Origin of the sequence: Micromonospora sp. NPDC049523 (genome assembly GCF_040676775.1) — a bacterium.
Taxonomy (GTDB): domain Bacteria; phylum Actinomycetota; class Actinomycetes; order Mycobacteriales; family Micromonosporaceae; genus Micromonospora_G.
On sequence record NZ_JBFAPP010000021.1, the window covers coordinates 1 to 24142 of the forward strand.

The following is a 24142-nucleotide window of genomic DNA, read 5'->3' on the forward strand; positions in this document are numbered from 1 at the left end:
AAAACTGTGAGCAAGCCGGCCGGGGTTAAATCATAATTGGCACTGGCTTATCAAGCACCCTGTTGAGTTCTCAAAGAACAAACACACACCGAACCACTGTCCTCGACTTCGAGAACCGCCCTCGGGGCAACTCGCCTAACTTACCCGCCCGGTTTGGCGTTGTCAAGCCCGTATCTTGGACTTTCTTCGCTTCATCCGAGTTTCCTCGCGCTCGCGCCCACCGTCACCGGTGGTCGCTACTGTCCGAGGGAAGCCTGCAGACCGGCCGATGGTCGCTCAGCGACACATCCGCCCGGCTCCTGCCGGCCTCAAGTACTCTACCCGGTTGGCCTCGCGATCTCAACTCGGCTCGGCCGATGATTCGCACCACCCGGTCCAGCCTCGCTCGGCGCTGTCGCGCCACGAGCCTGGTGCTTGCGGTTCCGGCCGTTTTGTCCGGTGTTCCGCTTGCAGAGAGAAAGTTACGCGAGGGACTCTCCGGAACGCAAATCAACGTCCATCACCACGTTGGTGCCTCAGCCGTGCCAGAGTGGCAGCCATGGTTGCCGTACCGGAGGAACGCCGACTTGCCGCGGATGCCATCGTCGGGCTGCTACTACCGATCTGGCAGCTGGTCATCGGCGGGCTCGTACTGCTGGCACTCGTCATGTCGGTGCGCCGGCTGGCTCGGCGTGGCCCCACCCGGATGACCACCGGCCTGCTCGTCACGGCCGCGGCCATCGTCGGGCTCGCGCTGATCGGGGTGTTCCTCGAAGGACACTGAGCTACCCGGACCACCCCGCCACCCGCGTTGCCCCGGAGAGCGCGTCGACTTGTCCCCGCGCTGCCGGGGACAAGCGACCCCGCAAGCGCGGGTAGGTGGGATCAGAGTCGACGGTTGGCCAGGCTGGGCAGCTCTGCACGAATGCTGTGCAGGCGGTCGAGATCGAGATCGGCACAGACCACGCCGATGGTGTCCGGCGCCTGGGCGAGGACCGTCCCCCACGGGTCGATCACCATACTCCGCCCGAAACAGGTCCGCCCCGGATCGTGGTCGCCGATCTGCCCGGCCGCCGCGACGAAACACTGGTTCTCGATCGCGCGTGCGCGCAGCAGCACCTCCCAGTGGTCCCGCCCGGTGTGCGTCATGAACGCGGCAGGCACCACCAGCAGTTGGGCTCCGCCGCCCACGGCAAGCTGCCGGTACAGCTCGGGGAAGCGCAGGTCGTAACAGATCGAGAGACCGACGCGTACGCCGTCGATGGCAACGGTCACCGGTTCCGGGCCCGGGGCCACTCCCCTGGATTCGAGGTAGGAGACGCGACCGGGGATCTCCACGTCGTACAGGTGGATTTTGCGGTAGGTCGCGATCAGCTCGCCGGCACGGTCGAAGACCAGCGATGTGTTGTAGGTGTGCTCCGGGTCGGGGCCGACCTCGTGGAACGACCCGGCGTGGACGAAGATGCCGAGCCGACGCGCGGCGGCGGCGAAGAACTCGGCGAACTCCCCGTCGACGGGCTCGGGTTTGGGTTGTCCCGGAGCCGGGCCCAGATAGTCCACGTATTCCGGCAGGATCGCGAGATCGGCCCCGGCGTCTGCGGCGCGGTCGAGCAGATCGGACGCAGCGGCGAGATTGGCTTGCCGGTCAGCGCGGGCGTTGAGCTGGCAGACGGCGACACGCATGCAACGAGCGTACGGGCCGCCGCCCACCTCAGGCCAGGCCTGCGCTCAGGCCGACTTCTCCTCGCGGTCACGCCGCCGCCGGCCGGTGAACTCCCGCGGCACGATGGTCGGGTTGACGTTCTCCAGGACCACCTCACGGGTGATCAGGACCCTGGCAGCGTCGGGGTTGCTCGGGACCTCGTACATCACGGAGAGGAGGACCTCTTCGAGGATGGCGCGCAGGCCTCGGGCACCGGTGCCGCGCAGCATCGCCTGGTCGGCGATCGCGGCCAACGCGGGCGGCTCGAACTCCAGCTCCACGCCGTCCAGCTCGAACAGCCGCTGGAACTGTCGCACTAGGGCGTTGCGTGGCTCGGTCAGGATCCGTACGAGTGCCTCACGGTCCAGGCTACGCACGTTGGTGATCACCGGAAGCCGGCCGATGAACTCGGGGATCAGGCCGAACTTCAGCATGTCCTCGGGCATGACCTTGCCGAAGATGTCGTCGGTCGACCGCTCCGAGACCGCACGAAGGTGGGCACCGAAGCCGGTCCCGCCCTGCCCGGTCCTGGACTCGATGATCTGGTCGAGGCCGGCAAAGGCGCCACCGCAGATGAACAGCACGTTGGTGGTGTCGATCTGGATGAACTCCTGGTGCGGGTGCTTCCTGCCCCCCTGCGGCGGCACGTTCGCGACCGTACCTTCGAGGATCTTGAGCAGCGCCTGCTGCACGCCCTCGCCGGAGACGTCCCGCGTGATCGACGGGTTCTCCGACTTCCGAGCGATCTTGTCGACCTCGTCGATGTAGATGATGCCGGTCTCGGCGCGCTTGACGTCGTAGTCAGCCGCCTGGATCAGCTTCAACAGGATGTTCTCGACATCCTCACCGACGTAGCCGGCCTCGGTCAGGGCGGTGGCGTCGGCGATGGCGAACGGAACGTTGAGCATCCGGGCCAGGGTCTGCGCCAGGTGCGTCTTGCCGCACCCGGTGGGGCCGATCAGCATGATGTTCGACTTGGCGAGTTCCACCGCGTCGTTGCCGGCGCCGGGGGCCCCGGCCGCCTCTGCCTGGATCCGCTTGTAGTGGTTGTAGACCGCGACCGAGAGCGCCTTCTTCGCCTGCTCCTGGCCCACCACGTAGTTGTCGAGGAACTGGCGGATCTCCATCGGCTTGGGAAGCTCTTCCCACTTCACCTCGCCGGACTCGGCCAGCTCCTCTTCGATGATCTCGTTGCAGAGGTCGATGCACTCGTCACAGATGTAGACCCCTGGGCCTGCGATGAGCTTCTTGACCTGCTTCTGTGACTTGCCACAGAAGGAGCACTTAAGTAGGTCGCCGCCGTCGCCGATCCGTGCCACCTACGTTCTCCCTGCGCTCATCGGCCGGATCAACCCGGCCCTGGCCTGAGGACGGTACGCCTCGTTGGTCTAGATCGCTCGCCGGGCTGACCGGCGAAGCGGTGCAGACCCGACGTTACTCGCTGTCGGAGCATTCTCCGACCCCCAAAACCGGGTGTGTCCGGAGGCGGCGGGCCAAAGCACCCCGGCCACCCCCGGACGACACTCGTCAGCTGGCGGCGTTCGCCGCGAGCAGGCCCTTCTTGCGGCTGGTCAAAATCGTGTCGACCAGGCCGTACTCGCGGGACTCCTCCGCGGTCATGATCTTGTCACGATCGATGTCCTTGCGGACCTTGTCGACCGGCTGGTTCGAGTGCCGCGAGAGCATCTCCTCCAGCTGGGTACGCATCCGCAGGATCTCCCGGGCCTGGATCTCGATGTCCGAGCCCTGCCCGTAGCCGCCCTCGGTGGCCGGCTGGTGGATGATGATGCGGGAGTGCGGCAGCGCCATCCGCTTGCCCGGCGTGCCGGCGGCGAGGAGCACCGCGGCCGCGCTGGCGGCCTGCCCGAGGCAGACCGTCTGGATGTCCGGACGGACGTACTGCATGGTGTCGTAGATCGCCGTCATGGCGGTGAACGAACCGCCGGGCGAGTTGATGTACATGATGATGTCGCGGTCCGGGTCGGTGCCCTCCAGCGTCAGCAGCTGGGCCATCACGTCGTTCGCCGACGCGTCGTCCACCTGGACACCGAGGAAGATGATCCGGTCCTCGAACAGCTTGTTGTACGGGTTCGACTCCTTGACCCCGTACGACGTGCGCTCGACGAACGACGGCAGCACGTATCGGTTGTGCACTGGTGCGAACTGCGGCGGCAGCGTCAGGTCAGTCATCGTCAAGCTCCTCAGCTCAGGGTCCCGGCGCCTTCCGGAACCTGCGTGGCTCCGGTGATCACCTTGTCGATGAAGCCGTAGTCCTTGGCTTCCGCCGCGGTGAACCAACGGTCCCGGTCGGAGTCGGCCTCGATGGCCGCCTGGTCCTGGCCGGTGTGGAACGCGACCCGCTCCTGGAACATCCGCTTCGTGTACAGCATCTGCTCGGCCTGGATCGCGATGTCCGACGCCGTGCCGCCCATCCCACCGGACGGCTGGTGCATCATGATCCGCGCGTGTGGGAGCGCGTACCGCTTGCCCTTGGTGCCGGCGCAGAGGAGCAGCTGGCCCATGGATGCGGCCATGCCCATCGCGACGGTCGAAACGTCGTTGTCGATGAACTGCATCGTGTCGTAGATCGCCATGCCGGAGTAGACCGAGCCACCCGGCGAGTTGATCCAGAGGTTGATGTCGCGGTCGGGATCCTCCGCGGCGAGCAGCAGCAGCTGCGCGCAGATGCGGTTGGCGACCTGGTCGGTCACCTCGCTGCCCAGGAAGATGATGCGTTCCTTGAGCAGCCGGTTGTAGACCGAGTCGTCGAGGTTGCCAATCGAGTCCCCACCGCGGGCTTCGATCGCCCGCAGGGGCATCGCTGGGATGTTCATTTCGGTCATGGCAGCCCTTCGCTCTCCGTACCGTCTTACGCCGACACTAACCGCTGCGAGGGGTCCGAGCTTCCTCCTCCGGGCACTGTTCGCTCTCAGCGCAGCTACCCGGAGACGTACCCCGGAAGGGTTCCGGCCGCCGTGCGGGAGACCCGCACGGCGGCCGGAGAACGCCCGTCGATCAGTGCTCGTGCGCGTGGTTGTGTTCCTCGTCGGCCACCGCGCGCAGCGCGTCGAGGCTGACCGCGTTGCCCGCCGAGTCGGTGATCTTGATCCGATCCATCACCGAGGCGAGCGCCTTGCCCCGCCGTACGTCACCGAAGACCGCACCGGCGGTGCCAGACCGGACGAGCTGGTCGTAGTACTGCTGGGGAGCCATCCCGGCCCGCTGCGCCCGGTGCACGATCTCGTGTCCGAATTCGTCGTCGGACACCTGGACCTCCTCGGCGTCGGCCAGGGTGTCCAGCAGCAGCTGCACCCGGACCCCCTCGGTGGCCGCCTCGGTCAGCTCGGTGTCGATCTGCTCCTCGGTCTTCTCCTCGGCGGCGAGGTACTCCTCCAGGGAGGCACCGATCCGCTCAAGCTGGTCGACCATGGCCTGCTTGCGGCTCTCCACCTCGTCGCGGACGACACCCTCGGGCGCCGGCACCTCGGCGGCGTCGACGAGCTGCTTGAGCGCCTTGTCCCGGGCCGCGTAGATCTGCTCGACCTGCTTGTTCCGGGTGATCCGGTCCCGCAGGTCGTCGCGGAGCTGCTCCAGGGTGTCGAACTCGCTGGCGAGCTGGGCGAACTCGTCGTCCAGCTCGGGCAGCTCCTTCTCCTTGACGGTCCGCACGGTCACCGCGACGTCCGCGTCCTGGCCGGCGAAGTCGCCGCCGACGAGCTGGGTCACGAAGGTGGTCGAGTCGCCGGCCGAGAGGCCGACCAGGACCTCGTCCAGGCCCGGGAGGAGCTGCTTGCTGCCGACCTCGTGCGAGATGTTGGTCGCCGAGCCGCCGGGGACCTCCTCGCCGTTGACCGTCGCCGCCAGGTCGATCTGGGCGTAATCGCCGTCCTGGGCGGCCCGCTCGACCGTCTTCAGCGTGGCGAAGCGCTCCCGCAGGCCCTTGACCTGCTCGTCGACCTCACTGTCGTCGATCTTCAGCTCGTCGACGGTCACCTCGACGGTGGTGAAGTCGGGCAGGGCGATCTCGGGCCGTACGTCGACCTCGGCGGTGAACTTCAGCGCGTCGCCGTCGTTGAACTCGGTGATCTCGACGTCGGGCCGGCCCAGCGTCTTCACGTCGTGCTCACGGACGGCAGCCAGGATGTTCTCCGGGATGGCCTCCTGCACGGCCTCGTTCAGCACGGTGCCCCGACCGACCCGCTGGTCGATCACGTTGGATGGAACCTTGCCCTTGCGGAAGCCCGGGACGGTGACCTGCTGGGCGATCTCCCGGTACGCCTTCCTGAGGCTCGGCTCGAGCTCGACGAACGGCACCTCGATGGCGAGCCGCACGCGCGTCGGGCTCAAAGTCTCGACGGTGCTCTTCACAGGCGTACTCCTTGACGGATCTCAGTCTTTGTCATGGGCGTGATTCAGCCCATCGAGTGTAGGCGAGCTGTCTGGAAGACCCTGCGGCGCCCGACACCGCGGTGGTGGATCACAGTCGGGGTGGCGGGATTTGAACCCACGGCCCCTCGCTCCCAAAGCGAGTGCGCTACCAAGCTGCGCCACACCCCGTGGCGACCAGCAGTGTATGCCGTCGCCGCCCGCCCGCGCCGCCTGGTATCCGCGCGCCACGCCCGACCGCCCCGCACCCACCGCCGTGACCAGGCCTTTTCAAGATCCATGCGTACGCGAAATCGCCTGCTCGCCGCGCCTGGGCCGATACCGCCTGGCATCGGCCGGGACGTCTCCAGTAAGCTAGCAGCGCGCCACGGGTGACCGGGGCGCGCACGCGGGCGTAGCTCAATGGTAGAGCTTCAGTCTTCCAAACTGACTACGCGAGTTCGATTCTCGTCGCCCGCTCCACAGCAATCGGCCCAGGTCAGCGACTTGATCGCTACACCTGGGCCGCTGCTTTTTCAGCTCTCTTCGATCTTGCGTGCCATCCGCGTGCCAGTAGCGACGCACGCACCCCGGGAGACGAGTGCTTCGCGTTCGAATTCCATGTGTGCCCGGACTCGTACCAGGGCGAGGACGTCTTCGGTGGGGCGCTCGGGGTGGATGGCGGGTTCGTCGGCGAGGTGCCAGCCCTCCCGGATCTGCTGGATCCGCAGCCTGCGGTTCCGCTCCGCGCACGGCTTGCACGTCACCGCTAGGGTCGTCCCGCACGGCACCTCCACGACCTCGGTCACCCCGGTCACCGTGCCGGTGCGGCCCAGGGGGGGCAGCGGGCGGACGCAGACGCCGTGCTGTTCGGCGAGTTGCTTGAGCATGTCCTTGGCCAGTGGCCTCCGCACCCGATCCGCGCAGGATCCCGGACGTGGCTGAATAGGATCAACAGGTGGGAGACAGGCTGGGTCATCGAGTCACCGCCGACGGGCGCGGTTCGGCGATATGCCGGCGGCACGCGACCATGCCAATCGCGGCACCTTCATCAGCGTGAACCGGGGACCCGACAACGGCCCATACGCCTGCCCCTGCTGCGGCTACCTGACGTTGCGCGAGCGTGGCATGTACGAGATCTGCCCGGTGTGCTTTTGGGAAGACGACGGCCAGGCTGACCACGACGCGGACGTAGTACGCGGTGGGCCGAACGGCGTACTCAGCCTGCTCGACGGTCGCCGGAACTTCGCCCGACACGGCGCGAGCGCTCCGAAGAACCTGGAGCACGTCCGGCAACCAACCGCCAACGAGCATCCTTTGCGGGATCACCGTCGTACCCCCTGAGCAAACGGGGTGCCCTTGCAGGATGCGAACGCGGAGGCAGATACGGGGGACCAGCGCGGTACAGCAGTGAAGTACAGCCGACCGTTCCTCACGGAACCGCCAGGAGGTGCAGGACGCCTGCTCGCGCTGCACGGGGTCGCGCCCGCCCTCAACGCCTAAACTTGACACGGAAGAGGTCCACCATGCAGCGGTTGTGCTTGTCGCGTTCTTGGCGCCTGGTGCCCATGAATGCGGAAGGGCCTCGACCCATGACTCAACTACACAACTGCCGACTTGTTCTCTTTTGGATCAAGGGCCGCGCAAGCGCGGCCGAGCACTCGCGTCGCCCTGCGGGCGGCCTGCGGCCGTCCTCGGGCACGCGGCGCCCATTGCCTAGTCATGCGGAACGCCAGGCGTCCCCGACGCATGACTCTTCATGCCACCACCAGCCCTCGTCGTCACCCTCGGCTAGGAGGCGCTTGACGGCAGCGAGGTCGGCTTCGGGCGGCACGCTGAGCGCGACCAGGGGCAGCTCGGAGTTGTGGCCCTCTGCCGTCACGCCTAACCCGGCGAACTTCTCCCATACGCCGCGCACGCTGGGTCCGATCGGTCCGTCCTTGAACGGCAGCACCCGGATGGTGCAGTTCCCTGACCACCGCACCCGCTCGACCGCCCAGTGGCGACCGCCAGCGGCCGTCTGAACACGAACCACGTCCCGATCGGCTGACCCCTGCACGAAGAAGGGGATGTTGTGTATCTCGGCCAGGTCGTCACCCAGCGGCACGGCCCAAACGCCCTCCTCCTGCACGGGGGGCCACCCGTCCTCATCTTGCACAAAGCGAAACCACACCTTGATCCGCGTGTCGGGGTTCAGGTCATCGTCAGGTGGACTCCCCGCCAAACTCATGGAGACAGGCTCTCGCAGATCGCTGCCGTGACGATCGCGAGGGTGACCAGCCGCCACCAGGCGCCAGGCGATCGACTGCCGCGCCGCTACGCGGTTTGCCACCGAAAGACGTGGGCCAGGCAGCCGAGCGACCAGCGCAACGGCAGGCGGTAGCCGGCCAAGGTGTGCCAGCCACGTGCCATAAGCCGGTGCCGTACGCGGTCATCAGCGGGCCGGTACGGGCACCACGACACCGCCGAGGACCAGGCACTTCGGGCAGATCAGGTCAGCGGATCACGATCTTCCAAACTGACTACGCGAGTTCGATTCTCGTCGCCCGCTCCAGTGCTGGGCCCGGGCCGGGTGACTCCCCGACCCGGGCTCTTCTCGTTCCGGTCGATGCGTCCCCCAGTGCCCCCGTCAGCAGTGGCGGGCTGCTCTAGGCGGGTGGGGCAACCGTCGCGTCGGCTTGGCCCGAGCGGCTGAGGGCGTCGGCGACGAACCCGCTGGCCTTCAGCTCCTCGACCAGGTCACGGAGGAACCGCACGGTCGCGGGCCGCCGGTTCCTGGTCGTACCCACTGCCTGCCGGATCTGCATGAACCGCTCCCCGATCAGCCGGACCTCCGGGTGCGTCGCGACGAACTCGGCCATCGGCTGCCTGATGCCGGCCGCGACCTCGAGGCCCTGCGCGCGGAACACGTCGACGCCTTCGTCGCCGCGTACGACGGTGGCGTGCTGGAGGGTGCGGGTGAGGTACAGGTCGTAGGCGGATCCGCTCTTCACGCCGATCCGTACGCCTGGTCGGTCGACATCGGCGGGGGTGACGAACGCCGACTCCCGGGGCACCGCGAACACACCCTCGATCACGACGTACGGCGCGGTGAAGGCGACCTCGGCCTCGCGCGCGGGTTCGACCGCCAGGAAGCAGATGTCGGCGCGGCCGGAGACCATCGCCTCGTAGGACTTCCGCGCCGCATCGAAACAGACAAACTCCACCGGTACGTCCAACCGCGCGCCGACCTCGCGGGCGATGTCGACCGTCACGCCGGTCGGCGCCGCCGGTGTGCCCTGGGCCAGTACCGGGTTGCCCAGGTTGATCGAGGCCCGCAGCACGCCCGTCGGCGCCAGGTCCTCGCTGACGGCGGCGCTCACGTTCCCCATTGGCCGAGCGTAGAGCAGCTCGCGGAAGGCACCACCGGGCAGATTCGGGTCAGCGGCCGAGTACCTGGTTGGCGCCTCGATCTGCACGGGTGGCCGGATGAGATCGAAGAGCGCTGGTCAGCGACAGTGGCATCGCCACCCTCGGCGGGGTCGGGGGCGGGCAGGAGCGGAGGCGACCGATTGGCGAAGCGGACAAAACCCTGGCAGGAGATGGAGCACCGGGTGGCGGAGAAGGTGCTGCCACCGCTGCGGACGAGACGACAGGCATTGGTCAGGAACAGCCTCGGTGTGACCGCGCTCGCCGTCGTCAGCTACGGGCCGAGCGTCTTCGAACTGGTACGGAACCAGGAGCCGAGCGAGGTATCGATCGGCTTCGCCCTTCTCGGCGGACTGGCCATGGTCATCTTTCCCGCGCACTCCTGCCATGGCGAGTGGCCCGCCCGGCGCGGGACGGGTCAGGACGCTCACCTGTTGACGGCGAAGACCCTGACGGGCTGGCGGACGATCGACCTCGATCAGATCATGACGATCCGGTTCCGCGACATGGGCGTGCGGGACCCCGCCGGCCGGCTGAACCACCTGGGGCACTATGTCATCGTGAGGGATGCGAACCGGGTCCGTATCGGCATCCCGTTGCGTGACGAACTCGCACTGGGCTGGCTGCGCGAGGCAGCGACGAGCCCGGGTACGCGCACCCGGATCTCGGCCCGGGCCGGGACCGCGATGGGTCTCGACGCGGCGACGGCCAGCGGGTACCCGACGTGTGGAGAGAGCGGGGCGACCTGGTACGCCATCGTCATCTTCCTCGCCCTCTTCGCCGGCTACATGTTCGGCGTCGACGCCCTCCTCAACCGGTGAGCGGAGGGACCGCTACCTATACCAGCCCTCGCCGTACGGACCCGTGACGGTGCTGCGTCGCGGGTCCGCACGGTCGGGCGAGCGGTCAGGAGGAGAAGGCCGAGCCGGTCTCGACCAGGGTCTTGAGGTCGCTGAGCACCCACGCCCAGCCGCCGCCCGCGCCCGACTCCTCCAGTTCCCCACCGGTCAGGGCGCCGGTGGCGGGGGCGCCCGTGACATCGTGGGTGACGGTGAGCCGGCAGACGCCCGGCTGCGCCGGCAGTTCGGAGATCTCGTACGTGAGCTTCGAGAACGGCTCCTTTGCGGTGCTCTCGTCCATCAGCAGTCGCCAGGTCTGGACGAGCTTGCGCGGCGGGTCGATTTCGAGCACCTGGCCGTCGGCGATGACGTCCTGCATCGGGAGGCCGTTCTCGGCCGCGTACTTGCGCATCTCGTCGCTGGCCGTGGAGGTGTACGCACCACCGGGGCGCAGGTCGTACAGGCCGGGGGCGCCGTACCCGTAGCGGGCGTTCCATTCGGGCTCGGTGATGGCGTCCCAGATCTTCTGCGGCGTCGCCTTGATGTAGACCCGGTAGACCTGGGTGGTCACGTCGGCCAGGGTGTCGGTGTTCGTGCTCATGATGGGTCCTCCAACTGGTTCTTCAGGTCGACGAGCGCCGTCACGTGACGCTCCGTGTATTTGTCGATCCACCGGTCGTGGATCAGCCGGATCGGCACGGGGTTGAGGAAGTGCAACTTCTCCCGGCCCGAACGGCGTGCGATGACGAGACCCGCCTCTTCCAGCACTTTCAGATGCTTCATCACGCCGAACCGGCTCATCTCCAGCTCCGATTCGAGCTCGGTGAGGGTCCGGCCCTCGCGGGCGAAGAGCAGGTCGAGCAGGAAGCGACGGGTCGGGTCGGCCAGCGCCTTGAAGACCCGATCGTCGTCCGTCATGACCCCAAATTATGTGACCCAACGGTCACATGTCAACCCCGACTCGTCCCGTACCGGCGGAGCGGAATTTTCGTTCGTCAGACGCCGCGCTGGCGGCGCTCGGCGGCCCGCCTACGGTCCGCGTCCTCGATCGCGTGACGTACGGCGAACCGGATCACCCAGTACAGGACGAACAGGCCGACGAGCCAGAGGACCAGGCCGAAGATCAGTTGGGGTAGCGAACCATTCGACGACGTGATTTCCATGCCCGGCACGGTAGGACCCCGCGTCAGCCGGGGCCGATGACCGCCGTGACGGTGGTGCCCGGATCGTCGTTGGTGATCGAGACGTCGGCGCTCAGGCTCCGTACGATCCAGAGGCCCCGGCCACCGATCTGGGTGGCCGCGGGTTGCGTGGTCCCGGTGGCCGCCTCATCGATGCCCGGCCCCGAATCCCGGACCTGGCAGTGGATGCGGCCATCCGCCCGCCAGAGCCGCAGCCGTCCGCTGCCGCCACCGTGACGCACCGCGTTGCTCGCCAGTTCACCGGCGACGATGAGCAACTGCTGCAACTCGTCGTCGTCGACGCCGAGGCGCTCGGCGTGCGCGGCGATGGTGGCCCGCATGCCGTACAGGCCGTCGCCGTCGAAGGCGTGGTCGAGCGTGACCTCCTCCGGCGCGGGGACTTCGCGGGGCTGCGATGCGGCTGTACGCGGGTCGGGGCTGTTCATCGGACCGCTGTCACCCTGAGTCGGCCGGTTCCGTCCGACCCGACCAGGTCCATCATCTTGTGTACGAGGCCACGGCAGGTCACCGTCAACCGCCGGGTGCCGGGCAGCTTCAGGGCGGCGTGGGCGATCGCGGACGCGCAGGCGGCGTCGATGTAGTCCAGCCCGGTCAGGTTCACGTGCGGGTGCCGGTCCAGACGTACCGTCTCGGTCAGCGCCCGGTTGAGTTCGTCGAGATGCTGGTAGTCCAACTCGCCCGCGATCCGGATGCCTGGCGGGCTGTACTGGCGGCAGATGCGCAGCAGCGCGTCGTCGTGGTACGCCAGCGCGGCGACCGTCTTCGGATGGGCCTTTGCCGCGAAGGCGAGGGTGACGGCGTCGAACCGCTCCCGGTCGTACTGGCAGATCATGCACAGTCGGCCGTCGGCGAACAACGTGCCGACCTCCTGCTCGAAGGTGAGCAGTTCCTCCGGAGCGGTGAGCGGCCGGGTGGCCCAGCACATGTCGGCGGTGACCCGCAGCCCCGGATAGCCTTCCCGTCCGGCTAGGTCGAGCTGTTCGGCGAGCAGGTCGACCATCTGCTGCGCGTCCGCCTGCCGGCCGTCCAGCAACGTCGCCTCGACCGGGGCGAACCGCAGTTGCCCGCGCCGCAGCGCCGCGCCGGTACGCACCGACCGCCCCACCAACTGGCGGCCCAACTGGTCTGGGTCGACCGAGTCGGTCCAACACAGGACCTTCTGTCCCTGGCGCAGACCGTCGCGTACGAACGCGGCCAGCAGATCAAGCCGCTCCTGTGGATCAGAGAAGGTCAAACACCCGTGATCCCCGAGCTTGAGTTCGTCTACCCGAACAGCCTCGGCCATCCAGCCCCGCCTCCGTACCGTGATGAAGCTGGACCCACCGTAAGGCCGGGCGGCCGGTGCGTCATCTCGGGGCCGTCGTCCGCGCCGCCTGTGGTCGGGCGGACGCACGGCAGCGCGCCCTCTCGGGTCGCTGCGGCCGGCGGTCGGCGTCACCGTCGCGGCGGCGCTGCGACCGGGCGTGTTGCACTGGTCACATCGAGCCGGGCCCGTACGTCACCACCGGACTGCGGGCTGCGGCACTGTGCCAAGGTGGGGCGGTGACCGCTCCCGACTCCTCCCACCCGTCGAGCCCGGCCCGGCCCGGGCGGATGCGACTCGTGCTGCGGGAGCTGCGGTCCTGGCGCCCGACCCTGGCCCGGGTGACCGGCCTGCTGCGCAGCGCGGCGACATCGTTCGTCGTGCTGGCCGGCACGCTGTGGCTGATGCCGGGCATCGACGTGAGCGGGTTGACCGCGATCCTCTGGGTGGTCGTCCTGGTCGCGATCGTCGGCGCCCTGCTGCGCCCCCTGCTCCTGGCGCTCGCGACGGTGCTCGGCGGGCTGGGCGCGATGATCGTCGGCGCCAGCCTGCAGACGATCATCCTGTACGTGGCGCTGCGGCTCGCCCCGGACGCGGACCTGTCCGGGTTGCCGGCCGCCTTCGCGGCGTCGTGGTTCGCGGTCGCGCTGGCCGCGATCGTGAGCTGGCTGACCGATTCGGGCACCGACGACGCCTTCGTCAGCGAGGCGTTGCGGCTGATGCACAAGGTCAGCCGGGCGGCACAGAAGCGCGGTACGGCGGCACGCGGCGAGGGGCTGCTCGTCGTGCAGCTCGACGGGGTGTCGGCGCCGCTGCTGCGCTGGGCGATCCACGCCGGCAACCTGCCGAACATCGGCCGCTGGCTGCGGGTGCGCAGCCACCGGTTGGGCACCTGGCACACCGGGCTGCCGGCGACCACGCCGGGCGCGCAGGCCGGCATCCTGCACGGCGACGACCGGTCGGTGCCGGCCTTCCGCTGGTACGACAAGGGCACCGGACGGCTGATGGTGGCCAACCGGCCTCGGGACGCGGCGGAGGTCGAGCGCCAGATCTCCGACGGTGCGGGGCTGCTGCGCCACGGCGGGGTGAGCATCAGCAACGTCTTCTCCGGTGACGCGCCGGCCACCCTGTTCACGGTCAGCCGGGCCACGCTGCCCGGCCGCTCGTCCCGTGGGTACGCCGAGTTCATGATCAGCCCGTACGGCTTCGCCCGGGCGATCGTGCTGGGCCTGGGCCGGATCCTGAAGGAGTTGCACCAGGCCCGCGGGCAGCGGCTGCGCGACATCCGACCCCGGGTCAGCCGGTCCGGTGCGTTCCTGGTGCTGCGCCCGCTCGCCGGGATGCTGCGCGACATGAACGTCTCGCTGATCGCCGAGCAGATGGCGCTGGGCGCCCCGGTGATCTTCTGCGACTTCGTCGACTACGACGAGGTTGCCCACCACGCGGGTCCCGCCCGACCGGAGTCGCTGGACGCGCTCGGCCGGCTCGACCAGGTCCTCGGCGTGCTGGAGCGGCTCTCCGCCGAAGCCGACCGCCGCTACCACCTGGTGGTGCTCTCCGACCACGGCCAGAGCCAGGGCGAGACCTTCCGCCAGCGTTACGGCGAATCACTGGCCCAGACCGTGGACCGGATCGTGAACGGCTCCGGCCGGGCACCGGCCGACGACTCGGAACCGACGACAGCCGGCGGGGCGGGCGCGGCAAAGGGCAGCCGGGCGGGCGCGTCGAAGGCCGGCCGGACGGGCCGGAGCGAGGTGAACGGGTCGGCTCGGGCGGACCGTACCGCGTCCGCGGCGACCGGGCCGGTCGAGCCCTGGGGACCGGTGAACACGCTGCTCACCGAGATCAGCGGCCGACCGGGTGCCGGGGCCGCGGCGACCCGTGCCGCCGTCCGCTCGCGCACCGTCGACCGGGAGGTCACCCTCGGCCCGGCCGGCGAACGCAAGGGACCGATCGGGCTGGCCGGCGCGGGCGAGGCGCACGAGATCTCCAGTACGGACGTGCTGGTGGTCGCCTCCGGCAACCTCGCGATGATCTATTTCACCCGGCACCCGGGCAAGCCCACCCGTACGGAGATCGACGCGGCCTATCCGGGGCTGGTGGACGGCCTCGCCGCGCACCCCGGCGTGGGGCTGGTGGTGGTCGACGACGGGACGGGGCCGGTGGCGATCGGCAACCGTGGCGAGCACCACCTGCGCGACGGGCGGGTCAGCGGCGAGGACCCGCTGTCCGCGTACGGGCCGAGGGCGCGCGCCGACCTGCTCCGGCACCAGGGGGTCGAGCACGTCGGCGACCTGGTATTGATCAGCGCGGTCGACTCGGGCACCGAGGAGGTGGCCGCGTTCGAGGAGTTGGTCGGCAGCCACGGCGGGCTCGGCGGTTGGCAGACCGACGCGTTCCTGCTGCACCCGGCCGAGTGGCCGGTCGCCGAGGAACCGCTGGACGGGCCGGTGGCCGTACATCGGCAGCTCGTGACCTGGTTGCACCAGTTGGGGTTGCGCGAGGAGGCCGTACCGGAGGCGAAGGTCGTACCGGAGCACGTGCTGGTCACGGACCTGGCGGTGGTCCCGGACCTGGCCGTCGTACCGGCGCAGGTGTCGGCCGTCGGCCGGTCAGTTGCCGGAGCGGCGGCGGACGAGTGCGACGACCTGGGTGACCACCAGCACGATGACCACCGCGACCAGGACTCCCTGCCAGGGCTCGGGGAAGATCGAGCCGCCGAGCACTCCGAAGGCGGCGTAGACCACCGACCAGAGCCCGCAGGCCGGGGCGTTGGCCAGCGCGAAGCGCCGCCAGCCTAGGCCGGCCAGGGCGATGGTGAGCAGCACCGGGATCCGCCCACCGGGCACCAGCCGGGAGATCAGCAGCACCGACACCTCGCGTTCGCGCAGCCGCGCGGCGAGGCCGTCGAGCCGCTGCCCGTTGCGCAGCCAGCGCAGCCGGCGGGCCAGCTTCTCGCCGCCGTACCGGCAGGCAACGTAGGTGATGGCGTCGCCGAGGTAGGCGCCCGCGGCACCGGCGAGCACGACCAGGACGACCATCAGCGAGTGCTGGTGGAAGGCGAGCGCGGCCGCCGCGCTGACCGCCGCACCGGTCGGTACGACGGGAAGCACGGCGCCGAAGGCCACCAGCGCGAAGAGCGAGGTCAGCACCCCGATGGCGTTGGTCACGGTGCCGGGTCCACCGTCAGCGTCTCCCCCGGTTGCAGCTCGGTGACGCGGGTGGCGGGTGCGGTGTTCGCGACGTGTTCGACGAAGCGCCGGCCCGGTTCGTGGAACATGCCTCGGCGGAACATCAGACCGGCGGGCCAGAACGTGCCGAAGTGCACCGGCACCGCGTACCGGGGGGCGGCCAGACGTACGGCCTCGGCCGCTCGTACCGGGTCGAGGTGACCGAGCCCCAGCGTCGGCCCCCACCCGCCGACCGGCACCAGCGCCAGGTCGAGCGGGCCGAGGTCGGCCATGCCGTCGAAGAGTCCGGTGTCGCCCGCGAACCAGGTGTCGGCCGCACCGTGCACGGTGTAGCCGATCGCCATCGCCCGGTGCCGTGACCAGGGGCCACGTCCGCCGTCGTGTGCCGCCGGCACAGCCCGCACGGTGAGCGCGTCGATCCGGAACTCCTCACCGGGGGCAAGCTCCACGGCCCGGGACGCGGCGGCCGCACCCATCCGCCGCCGCAGGAACGGCCGCGATCCGGCCGGCACGACCAGCGCGACCCGGTCCGGCAGCCGGCGCAGCGACGCGACGTCGAGGTGGTCGGCGTGCAGGTGCGACACGAGTACGGCGTCCGGCTCGCCGGGCAGTTTCGGGGTGGGTCCCCGCATCCGCCGCAGGTGGGCGACCCGGTCACGCAGGACAGGGTCGGTCAACAGCCGGACCCCGGAGTCCTCGATCCAGGCCGTGCTGTGTCCCCACCAGGTGACCTTGACCGTGGACGCCACCCCGCCACCGTACGGGCTGGGTGTGGGCGAAGCTCGGGCGCACCCGTACCAGCGGGACGGCTCAGTCGGCGGGCGACGGGGGCAGGAGCGCGGCGAGGGCGGTGGCGGCATGCCCGGTGAGCCGGGGCACGGCGTCGGTCACGGTGTCCAACTCGCCGTTGGCGATCGCGGTGTAGGTCGAAACCCAGGCGTCGACCTGCCAGGCCGGGGCGCCGTACGACTGCCGGGACCGGTACGCCTCGTCGAGGCTCTCGGCCCGGTAGCGGATCGTACGCCCGGTCGAGCGGGACAGGGTCACGGCGACCTCGTCGAGGGTGAGCGCCTGCGGTCCGGTCAACTCGTAGGTCGTACCGGTGTGCGGGTCGGGGTCGGTGAGGACGGCGGTCGCGGCGTCGGCGATGTCGTCCAGGGCCACGGCCGCGACACGTCCCCGACCGGCGGGGCCGCGCAGGACGTCGTCGGCGCCGACCATGAGCGGCAGGAAGTCGGCGTACAGGTTGTCCCGCAGGAACGTGTACGCCATCGCGGTGCCCCGGATGTGCTGCTCGGTGGCCCAGTGGTCGCGGGCGAGGGTGAACGTCGCGTCGGGGGCGGCGCCGTAGAAGGAGATGTAGACGAGGTGCGCGATGCCGGCGGACGCGGCGGCGTCGACGAAGGCACGGTGCAGGTCGACCCGGCCGGGGGTCTCCTCTGCGGACACCATCAGGACGGTCCGTACCCCGTCCAGTGCCCGGCGGACCTCGTCGGTGTCGGCGAACCCGGCCTGGACGACATCGGTCGCGGGCAGCCGCGGGGCGCGGTCCGGGCTGCGGACGAGTAGCCGCTGCGGTACGCCGAGCGAGGCGAGACGTCGAGCGACGCGCCCACCGAGGCGACCGGTGGCGCCGGTGACCGCGATCGTGGCGGCGTCGGTCCCGTCGGGTCGGGTCATCGCGAACCCTTTCTTCGAAGGTGCCGAATCCGGTCCTTCGGGATTCCGAATGCCCGGGCGGTTTCGCCGCTCACGCTACGGGGCACTAATGCCGGCAGCGGAATCGACACGAGCCGTTCAAAGCGAACTGGAGGACACAGTGAGCATTGGCGATAAGATCAAGCACAAGGCCGAGGAAATCACCGGCACCGTGAAGGAGAAGGTCGGCGACGCCGCCGACTGCGAGCGTCTCGAGGCCGCGGGCGCCGAGCAGCGGACCGAAGCGCAGATCAAGCTGGCCGGCGACCACGTGAAGGACGCCGCCCACGACACCAAGGACGCGCTGCGTCGTCCCTGACGCCCGTACCTGAATTGCCGGGAGGGGTGCTCCGATTCGGAGCACCCCTCCCGGCTGTCTGTCTCCCGATCGGTTCGAATGAGGCGAGCTCTGCCCGAGGCACCCGGAGGACACCCACCGGCATCCGCCACCGCCGTGGCCACCGATCGCCACCCGCACAGGACGCCGAACCTCCACACGCTGATCGACGCGCCGAGCGCCGGGCATGATGCGCTTTCCGCGGCGCCGTGAATCCACCGGCCGCCGTGAATCCACCGGCTCCCCGGAGTCACCCCGCAGGCTCGCCCACGCCGTGGCTATCGCGGGGCGCCGGCCGAGCCCGCCCGGTGCCCCGCCTGTGCGCCCGGCCCTGCGCCCCGGGCCGCGCCCTGCCCTCGACCACGATCGGTGCCGGCCGCGGGTTCACCGAGTGACGAATTCACATCCATTGACTTTTAATAGTTAAGTTTCCTAAGCTTTCAGCCACCTGAGGCGAAGCACCACGCAGTACCCCCAAACCCCCGCCTCGACCCGGCCCCGGGCCCTGGTCGGCCGAGCGCTCGAAGACACCGCCCCGCCTGGCGTGGGGCCGATGGCGTGTACGCCGCGAAAGGTCAAACATGTCCGACACATCCCCCGCTTCCACCCCGACCGGGCGGACCCGCAAGTCCAGACTCTTCACCGGAGCCCTTGCTCTGGTGACCGCGCTCGCCGGCTCGGTCACCGCCCTGGCGCCAGCCTCGCCGGCCTCCGCCGCCGTACTGCCCAACGGTTTCAAGAGCGTCGGCTACATGCCGTCGTGGGCCGGCAACGTGGCGAACATCCAGTACAACAAGCTGACCCACATCAACTACTCGTTCGTGCTGCCCAACTCCAACGGCAGCCTGCAGGCGGTCGACCAGCCGGGCAAGCTCCAGCAGCTGGTCTCGCTCGGTCACGCCAACAACGTCAAGGTGCTGATCGCGGTCGGCGGCTGGAACGACGGCAACGACTCCGCCTTCGAGGCGCTGGCGGCCAACTCCGGCACCCGTACGACGTTCGTCAACAACATGGTCAACTTCGTCAACCAGTACGGCCTCGACGGCGTCGACATCGACTGGGAGTACCCCGACCCGGGCGCCTCGGCCAACAACTACACCCTGCTCATGCAGCAGCTCAGCACCGCCATGCACAGCCGCGGCAAGCTGCTCACCGCCGCCGTCGTATCGGGTGGTGGCACCGCCAACGGCATCCAACCCGCCGTCTTCGGCTACGTCGACTTCCTCAACATCATGTTGTACGACGGTGGCGAGCCGCACGCGAACTACGACTGGTCGATCAGCAACGCCCAGGGCTGGAAGAACCGCGGCCTGCCGGCGAGCAAGACGGTGCTCGGCGTGCCGTTCTACAGCCGCCCCGGTTACCTCACGTACACCCAGCTCGTCGCACTCGACCCGGCGAACGCCAACCGGGACTGCACCACCGCCAACGGTGCCCAGCAGTGTTACAACGGCATCCCGACGGTGAAGCGCAAGACCCAGTGGGCCCTGGCCAACGCCGGCGGCATGATGAACTGGGAGCTGTCCCAGGACACGAACACCTCGACGTCGCTGGTCAGCGCGATCTACGACACGGTGATGGGTGGCACCACGCCGCCGCCCACCGGCCGTACCGGTCAGATCACCGGTTTGGCCGGCAAGTGCGTCGACATCGCGGCGGCCAGCACCGCCAACGGCGCCGCCGTCCAGCTCTACGCCTGCAACGGCAGCAACGCCCAGCGCTGGACGGTCAGCACCGACGGCACCATCCGCGGCCTGGGCAAGTGCATGGATGTCACCAGTGCCTCGATCACCAACGGCGCCAAGATCCAGCTCTGGGACTGCAACGGCAGCGGCGCCCAGGTCTGGCGGGGCCAGAGCAACGGCACGCTGATCAACCCGGCGTCCAACAAGTGCCTCGACGTCACGGACAAGAACTCCGCCGACGGCACCCGGCTGCAGATCTGGGACTGCTACAACACCAGCAACCAGATCTGGCAGCTTCCCTGACCTGACTGAAGGAAGGCCCCGCTCGGCGGAGCCCCGGTCGACTCGATACGTGTCGGCCGGGGCTCCGCCGCGTTCCGGGCTGCCTGCCCGCGACCGCCGGTTCGACGACGCCGGCCGGTCCGCCTGGGTCGGTCGGTAGAGTACGGGGCGGTGTGCCGGGAAGTCTGGTCGGCGATCGATTCGCCGACCCCGCTGGGAGACACATGGCAACGCCGCACGGAACCTCCGGCCCACCGCTGTTCGGTCGCGGGAGTTGGCCCGAGGTACGCCGCATCGGCGACATCCTGCGTACGGAGACGGTCGGTGGGCTGCTCCTGCTCGGCGCGGCGGTGCTCGCGCTGGGCTGGGCGAACTCGCCGTGGGGCGACGCGTACCGCAGCCTCGGTGGCACGCACCTCGGTCCGGCCCGGTGGCACCTGGATCTCACGGTCGCCCAGTGGGCCGCCGACGGACTGCTCGCCATCTTCTTCTTCGTCGCCGGGCTGGAGCTGAAGCGCGAGTTCGTCGCCGGTGACCTGCGCGATCCTCGTCGAGCCGCGCTGCCGGTCGCCGCCGCGGTCGGCGGGATGGCACTGCCGGCACTGATCTACCTGGCGATCAACCTCGGTACGACGACCGGGGACCCGACCGGCTGGGCCATCCCCACCGCCACCGACATCGCGTTCGCGCTGGCCGTACTGGGGGTGATCAGCACGCACCTGCCGGCGGCGATGCGTACGTTCCTGCTCACCCTGGCCGTGGTCGACGACCTGATCGCAATCCTGATCATCGCGCTGTTCTACACCGGCTCGCTCGACCCGGTGCCACTCGTGCTCGCGCTGGTCCCGTTGGCCCTGTTCGCACTGCTGGTGCAGCGGCGGGTACGCGCCTGGTGGCTGCTGCTCCCCCTGGCAGCCGCCACCTGGGTGCTGGTCCACCGGTCCGGGGTGCACGCCACGGTCGCCGGGGTACTGCTCGCCTTCACCGTCCCGGTGGCCCGCGCGCCACGTCGCCCCCACCGGCTGGACAAGGCCGCCAGTGGGCCCGGCCTGGCCGAACACTTCGAGCACCGCTTCCGCCCGTTGTCGGCTGGTGTCGCCGTACCCGTGTTCGCCTTCTTCGCCGCCGGGGTCTCGGTGGCCGGCGCCGGCGGACTGGCGACCAGCCTGCGCCAGCCGGTGACCGTGGGCGTGGTCGTGGGGCTGGTGATCGGGAAGGCACTCGGCGTGTTCGGCGCGACCTGGCTTACCCAGCGGTTCACCCGCGCCCGGCTCGCCGTGGGACTGAGCTGGTGGGACGTGTTCGGCCTGGCCCTGCTCGCCGGGGTCGGCTTCACCGTCTCGCTGCTCGTCGGCGAACTGGCCTTCGGCGCGGGCAGTGTGCTGGACGACCACACGAAGATCGGCGTACTGCTGGGGTCGCTGCTGTCGGCGGCCCTGGCGACGGTGGTGTTGCGCGCTCGCAACCGGCACTACCGCGACCTGCGGGCCGAGGAGGAGCGCGACACCGACGCCGACGGCGTGCCGGACGCGTACGAGTCCGACCAGCGCTGACCCGGCCGGCGCTGACGACCGGGGCCGGAGCCGGGGAACCTCCCTGCGGCTCCGGCCCGTTGTCGCCACCGGCGGGGGGCACCGGCGGCGGTGGGTCAGCCTGTTACGGCGTCGTGCCAGGTGTTCGGCTTGCTGACGGTCGCGAAGACCAAACCGTCGGCGATCTTCCGGATGTCGGCACCGGACAGGGTGCTCGACTGGTCGTGCACCTCGACGTAGTAGCCGCTGTCACCGATCGGCAGGTCGCAGAAGAACTGCCCCTGCGGGCAGGCCGGCGTCACCGGGTGCGGGTACGGGCCCTCGCCGCCCGACTTCGCCACCATGATCTGTACGGTCGGCGTCGTGCCGTCCTCGAAGTTGAGCGGCGCGGTCAGCGCGTCGAACGAGGTGTCGGTGCGGACCAGCACCACCCGGGAGATCGCGTCGTCGCCCAGGATGAGGTTGTGGCTGCCCGCCGCCGCCACGCGCCAGCCCGCCGGCACGTACGTGATCTCGTACGGCATCCGGACCGGCGCCGGGGCGGTGGTCCGGAACGCGTCCGCCAGTTGCCGGATCGCGGTGACCGGCAGGCTGCGCTGGCCGATGCCGTGCGCCTCGATGACCGCCCAGGCGTCGTCGCCGTACTGCCAGGCGAGGGCGGGAGCGGAGATGGGCTTGGTGATCACCTCGCGACTGTTCGGGTCGCCGCTGCCGACCCGGATCTTGCGCGGCAGTTCCGTCTGGAAACCGGGGCGTCCGCTGACGGTGACCGGTGTGCCGGCGCGGAACAGGTCCGGCCGGAAGACCCCCGGACGGTAGACCGTGAGCGTACCGAGGTGGTCTTCGATCGGCGGCCCGTCGCCGACGTAGACGTTGTCCTGGAAGATCATGGCGCTCTGGTATCCGGGGTTGGCCATGGACGGGTCGGTGACCCGGAAGTCGCCGACCCGGTACCCGGCGAACGAGTACGTCAGCGGCGTCGGGCCGGTGGTCTTCGTCTCCGCCGCGGCGATACCGGCGTCCACCGTGGTCGCGGGCGCACGGCCGGGCGCCGAGGCGCCCCCCTGGGAGACGAGGGCCACGGCTACCGCGACGACCGCGAGGCCGCCGGTCGCGCCGCCGGTCCACTGCCCGAACTTCCGCCGGCTACGACGCCGACGGCCGGCCGCGACGATGTCGTCAACGGTGTACGACGCGGGCGGCTGGTCCGACTGCGCGGTGGTCAACAACTGGTGCAGATCGCGTGTCATTCTTTCCGTCTCCTTCCTCTGTGATGAATGTGGCGTCCTGCGCGGACAGCACCGAGCGCAGGGTCGCCAGACCCCGCGCGGTCTGGCTCTTGACCGTCCCCGGACTGCGCCCGATCACCTCGGCCACCTCCTCGACGCTGAGCTGCTCGAAGAAGCGCAGCACCAGCACCGCGCGCTGGCCCGGTGGCACCCGGCGCAGCGCGGCCTGGATCCGGAGGCGCTCGGCGACCGCGTCGGAGCGGTCGGACTCGGCCTGCTCCACCAGGGTGTGGCCGGCGGAACGTTCCCGTCGCCAGGGCCGCCGCACCTCGTCGATCGCGGCCCGGACGACCATCCGGTACGCGTAGCTGTGCGGCGAACTGACTCGACCCCAGCGCGTGTAGAGCTTGGTCAGCGCGTTCGAGACCGCGTCCTCGGCACGATGCCAGTCACCGCACGTGAGGTAGGCGACCCCGCGCAGGGAGTCCATCCGCGTGGCGACGAACTGCCGAAAGTCCTCCTCGTCCTGCTCTCTCACCCGTACCGGCTCCTTTCGTCGCCCAAAGACGGCGACGGGTCGCCGGCAGGTTGCACCGGCCGGGGAAGGAAAATCGGCGGGACGGTCCTACGGGTGCTCGGTCGCGAGGGTGGCCCGTACGGAGAGTCCGACGAGTTGGTTGACCAGGGCTTCGCGGAGGTCGTCCGGGAACGCGACCTCGGCGGGCGGGGCACCGAGTTCGGCGGTGACGGCGGCGACGGCTTCGGTGGGTGCCACGTGCGGCCAGAGGCCGGCGACGATGACGAACGCCGTCGCGGCGAAGTGGGCGGCGGCCGGGCGGCTCAGCTGGGGGACCTGGGCGCGTACGAGGTCGGCGAGGCGGTCGGTGTTCGCCGAGGCCCGGCGTTTGGACGTACGGGCGAAGCCGAGCGAGATGTTGCGCTCCAGGGTGCCGGCCATGGTGCTGACCAGTTCGCAGAGCAGGGGCTGTTTCGACAGCGACTCGGCGATCACGGTCGCGACCCGGATCTCCCGCTGGTACGGCGCCGGGTTCTCCGGCTCGACGGGCACCCGCAACTCCGTCTCGACAGTGTCGAGCCAGGTGGTCCAGGTGGCGTCCAGCACCTCCAGGAAGATCGCCTCGCGGCTGTCGAAATAGCGCAGCACGTTCGACTTCGCCAGGCCCACCCGGTCGCTGAGCTCCCGCAGGCTGATCTCCACCACCGGTCGTTCGGCGAGCATCGCCGCGGCCGTGTCGAGGATGGTGTTGCGGCGCAGTTTGACCTGCTCGGGGCGGCGTGCCCGCTGGAACCCGACCACCTCGTCAGCCATCCGCAGAGGTTAGCAGCCCCCCGGTCTCTTGTTAAGAGCCCGCCGGATCGTTACAGGTCG

25 protein-coding genes, 2 tRNA genes and 1 pseudogene are annotated in these 24142 nt (G+C 69.7%); 8 read left to right on the forward strand and 20 right to left on the reverse strand.

The window, feature by feature from the left end; all coding sequences use genetic code 11:
- The first annotated feature begins 538 nt into the window (after positions 1–538).
- Positions 539–763 (forward strand): hypothetical protein, encoded by a 225-nt coding sequence (locus tag AB0J90_RS27315; protein WP_363600575.1) that lies wholly within the window; start codon positions 539–541, stop codon positions 761–763.
- 101 nt (positions 764–864) lie between these two features.
- On the opposite strand, the gene AB0J90_RS27320 is transcribed toward AB0J90_RS27315, so the two are convergent.
- The 6 genes from AB0J90_RS27320 to AB0J90_RS27345 all read right to left on the reverse strand — a co-directional run bounded on the left by AB0J90_RS27320 (position 865) and on the right by AB0J90_RS27345 (position 6238).
- Entirely contained in the window at positions 865–1662 is a 798-nt protein-coding gene (locus tag AB0J90_RS27320) for a carbon-nitrogen hydrolase family protein (RefSeq protein ID WP_363600577.1), read from the reverse strand.
- A 45-nt stretch (positions 1663–1707) separates the two neighbouring features.
- Positions 1708–3000: an ATP-dependent Clp protease ATP-binding subunit ClpX gene (clpX, locus tag AB0J90_RS27325; RefSeq protein ID WP_326556214.1), complete on the reverse strand. Its 1293-nt coding sequence runs from the start codon at positions 2998–3000 to the stop codon at positions 1708–1710.
- A 208-nt stretch (positions 3001–3208) separates the two neighbouring features.
- Positions 3209–3871 carry an ATP-dependent Clp protease proteolytic subunit gene (locus tag AB0J90_RS27330; RefSeq protein ID WP_121156500.1) on the reverse strand — a complete coding sequence of 221 codons (663 nt, stop codon included), beginning with the start codon at positions 3869–3871 and terminating at the stop codon, positions 3209–3211.
- Positions 3872–3882: 11 nt separating this feature from the next.
- Entirely contained in the window at positions 3883–4524 is a 642-nt protein-coding gene (locus tag AB0J90_RS27335; RefSeq protein WP_326556213.1) for an ATP-dependent Clp protease proteolytic subunit, read from the reverse strand.
- Between the two features lie 172 nt (positions 4525–4696).
- On the reverse strand, positions 4697–6049 hold the full coding sequence (gene tig, locus AB0J90_RS27340; protein ID WP_363600579.1) for a trigger factor: 1353 nt from the start codon (positions 6047–6049) through the stop codon (positions 4697–4699).
- A 115-nt stretch (positions 6050–6164) separates the two neighbouring features.
- A tRNA-Pro gene (locus tag AB0J90_RS27345) sits at positions 6165–6238 on the reverse strand.
- 217 nt (positions 6239–6455) lie between these two features.
- Here AB0J90_RS27345 and AB0J90_RS27350 point away from each other — a divergent pair.
- Positions 6456–6529 (forward strand) — tRNA-Gly (locus tag AB0J90_RS27350).
- Between the two features lie 53 nt (positions 6530–6582).
- On the opposite strand, the gene AB0J90_RS27355 is transcribed toward AB0J90_RS27350, so the two are convergent.
- Complete coding sequence (locus AB0J90_RS27355) at positions 6583–6960, reverse strand: replication initiator (RefSeq protein ID WP_363600581.1); 378 nt, start codon at positions 6958–6960, stop codon at positions 6583–6585.
- Positions 6961–7102: 142 nt separating this feature from the next.
- On the opposite strand from AB0J90_RS27355, the gene AB0J90_RS27360 reads away from it, so the two are divergent.
- Positions 7103–7390: a CPCC family cysteine-rich protein gene (locus tag AB0J90_RS27360; RefSeq protein ID WP_363600583.1), complete on the forward strand. Its 288-nt coding sequence runs from the start codon at positions 7103–7105 to the stop codon at positions 7388–7390.
- Between the two features lie 376 nt (positions 7391–7766).
- Here AB0J90_RS27360 and AB0J90_RS27365 read toward each other — a convergent pair whose 3' ends face one another.
- Complete coding sequence (locus AB0J90_RS27365) at positions 7767–8276, reverse strand: DUF4265 domain-containing protein (RefSeq protein WP_363600585.1); 510 nt, start codon at positions 8274–8276, stop codon at positions 7767–7769.
- 418 nt (positions 8277–8694) lie between these two features.
- Complete coding sequence (locus AB0J90_RS27370; RefSeq protein WP_363600587.1) at positions 8695–9417, reverse strand: transporter substrate-binding domain-containing protein; 723 nt, start codon at positions 9415–9417, stop codon at positions 8695–8697.
- 180 nt (positions 9418–9597) lie between these two features.
- On the opposite strand from AB0J90_RS27370, the gene AB0J90_RS27375 reads away from it, so the two are divergent.
- Positions 9598–10275 (forward strand): hypothetical protein, encoded by a 678-nt coding sequence (locus AB0J90_RS27375; protein WP_363600589.1) that lies wholly within the window; start codon positions 9598–9600, stop codon positions 10273–10275.
- Between the two features lie 85 nt (positions 10276–10360).
- Here the strand turns inward: AB0J90_RS27375 and AB0J90_RS27380 are convergent, their stop codons facing one another.
- From AB0J90_RS27380 to AB0J90_RS27400, 5 genes are all read right to left on the reverse strand, one after another.
- A complete protein-coding gene (locus tag AB0J90_RS27380) occupies positions 10361–10894 on the reverse strand; it encodes an SRPBCC domain-containing protein (protein ID WP_363600591.1) in 534 nt (177 codons plus the stop codon).
- Positions 10891–11211 carry a metalloregulator ArsR/SmtB family transcription factor gene (locus tag AB0J90_RS27385; RefSeq protein ID WP_363600593.1) on the reverse strand — a complete coding sequence of 107 codons (321 nt, stop codon included), beginning with the start codon at positions 11209–11211 and terminating at the stop codon, positions 10891–10893. The genes AB0J90_RS27380 and AB0J90_RS27385 overlap by 4 nt, the downstream gene beginning before the upstream one ends.
- A 77-nt stretch (positions 11212–11288) precedes the next feature.
- On the reverse strand, positions 11289–11456 hold the full coding sequence (locus tag AB0J90_RS27390) for a hypothetical protein (RefSeq protein ID WP_363600595.1): 168 nt from the start codon (positions 11454–11456) through the stop codon (positions 11289–11291).
- A 23-nt stretch (positions 11457–11479) separates the two neighbouring features.
- Positions 11480–11920: an ATP-binding protein gene (locus AB0J90_RS27395; RefSeq protein WP_363600597.1), complete on the reverse strand. Its 441-nt coding sequence runs from the start codon at positions 11918–11920 to the stop codon at positions 11480–11482.
- Positions 11917–12729 carry an MEDS domain-containing protein gene (locus tag AB0J90_RS27400; RefSeq protein WP_363600599.1) on the reverse strand — a complete coding sequence of 271 codons (813 nt, stop codon included), beginning with the start codon at positions 12727–12729 and terminating at the stop codon, positions 11917–11919. Before AB0J90_RS27400 ends, AB0J90_RS27395 begins: the two co-directional genes overlap by 4 nt.
- A gap of 359 nt (positions 12730–13088) precedes the next feature.
- Here AB0J90_RS27400 and AB0J90_RS27405 point away from each other — a divergent pair, with 359 nt between their 5' ends.
- Positions 13089–15599, forward strand: a complete 2511-nt coding sequence (locus AB0J90_RS27405; protein WP_363600811.1) for an alkaline phosphatase family protein — start codon at positions 13089–13091, stop codon at positions 15597–15599.
- Here the strand turns inward: AB0J90_RS27405 and AB0J90_RS27410 are convergent.
- The 3 genes and pseudogenes from AB0J90_RS27410 to AB0J90_RS27420 all read right to left on the reverse strand — a co-directional run.
- A pseudogene (locus AB0J90_RS27410) lies at positions 15582–15839 on the reverse strand (VTT domain-containing protein); the annotation flags it as partial. The gene AB0J90_RS27405 and the pseudogene AB0J90_RS27410 sit on opposite strands and share 18 nt — an antisense overlap.
- Positions 15840–15964: 125 nt before the next feature.
- Positions 15965–16738 carry an MBL fold metallo-hydrolase gene (locus AB0J90_RS27415; RefSeq protein WP_363600601.1) on the reverse strand — a complete coding sequence of 258 codons (774 nt, stop codon included), beginning with the start codon at positions 16736–16738 and terminating at the stop codon, positions 15965–15967.
- Between the two features lie 61 nt (positions 16739–16799).
- Entirely contained in the window at positions 16800–17669 is an 870-nt protein-coding gene (locus AB0J90_RS27420; RefSeq protein WP_363600603.1) for an SDR family oxidoreductase, read from the reverse strand.
- A 139-nt stretch (positions 17670–17808) separates the two neighbouring features.
- Here AB0J90_RS27420 and AB0J90_RS27425 point away from each other — a divergent pair, with 139 nt between their 5' ends.
- From AB0J90_RS27425 to nhaA, 3 genes are all read left to right on the forward strand, one after another.
- Positions 17809–18006, forward strand: a complete 198-nt coding sequence (locus AB0J90_RS27425) for a CsbD family protein (RefSeq protein WP_363600605.1) — start codon at positions 17809–17811, stop codon at positions 18004–18006.
- A gap of 599 nt (positions 18007–18605) precedes the next feature.
- The gene (locus AB0J90_RS27430; protein ID WP_363600607.1) at positions 18606–20012 is read left to right on the forward strand and encodes a glycosyl hydrolase family 18 protein; all 1407 of its coding nucleotides are present in this window, start codon (positions 18606–18608) and stop codon (positions 20010–20012) included.
- 203 nt (positions 20013–20215) lie between these two features.
- Positions 20216–21544, forward strand: a complete 1329-nt coding sequence (nhaA, locus tag AB0J90_RS27435; RefSeq protein ID WP_363600609.1) for a Na+/H+ antiporter NhaA — start codon at positions 20216–20218, stop codon at positions 21542–21544.
- 95 nt (positions 21545–21639) lie between these two features.
- On the opposite strand, the gene AB0J90_RS27440 is transcribed toward nhaA, so the two are convergent.
- From AB0J90_RS27440 to AB0J90_RS27450, 3 genes are all read right to left on the reverse strand, one after another.
- Complete coding sequence (locus AB0J90_RS27440) at positions 21640–22773, reverse strand: hypothetical protein (protein ID WP_363600611.1); 1134 nt, start codon at positions 22771–22773, stop codon at positions 21640–21642.
- Entirely contained in the window at positions 22703–23290 is a 588-nt protein-coding gene (locus AB0J90_RS27445) for a SigE family RNA polymerase sigma factor (RefSeq protein WP_363600613.1), read from the reverse strand. Before AB0J90_RS27445 ends, AB0J90_RS27440 begins: the two co-directional genes overlap by 71 nt.
- An 87-nt stretch (positions 23291–23377) precedes the next feature.
- Positions 23378–24082, reverse strand: a complete 705-nt coding sequence (locus AB0J90_RS27450; RefSeq protein WP_363600615.1) for a TetR family transcriptional regulator — start codon at positions 24080–24082, stop codon at positions 23378–23380.
- Between the last annotated feature and the right edge of the window lie 60 nt (positions 24083–24142).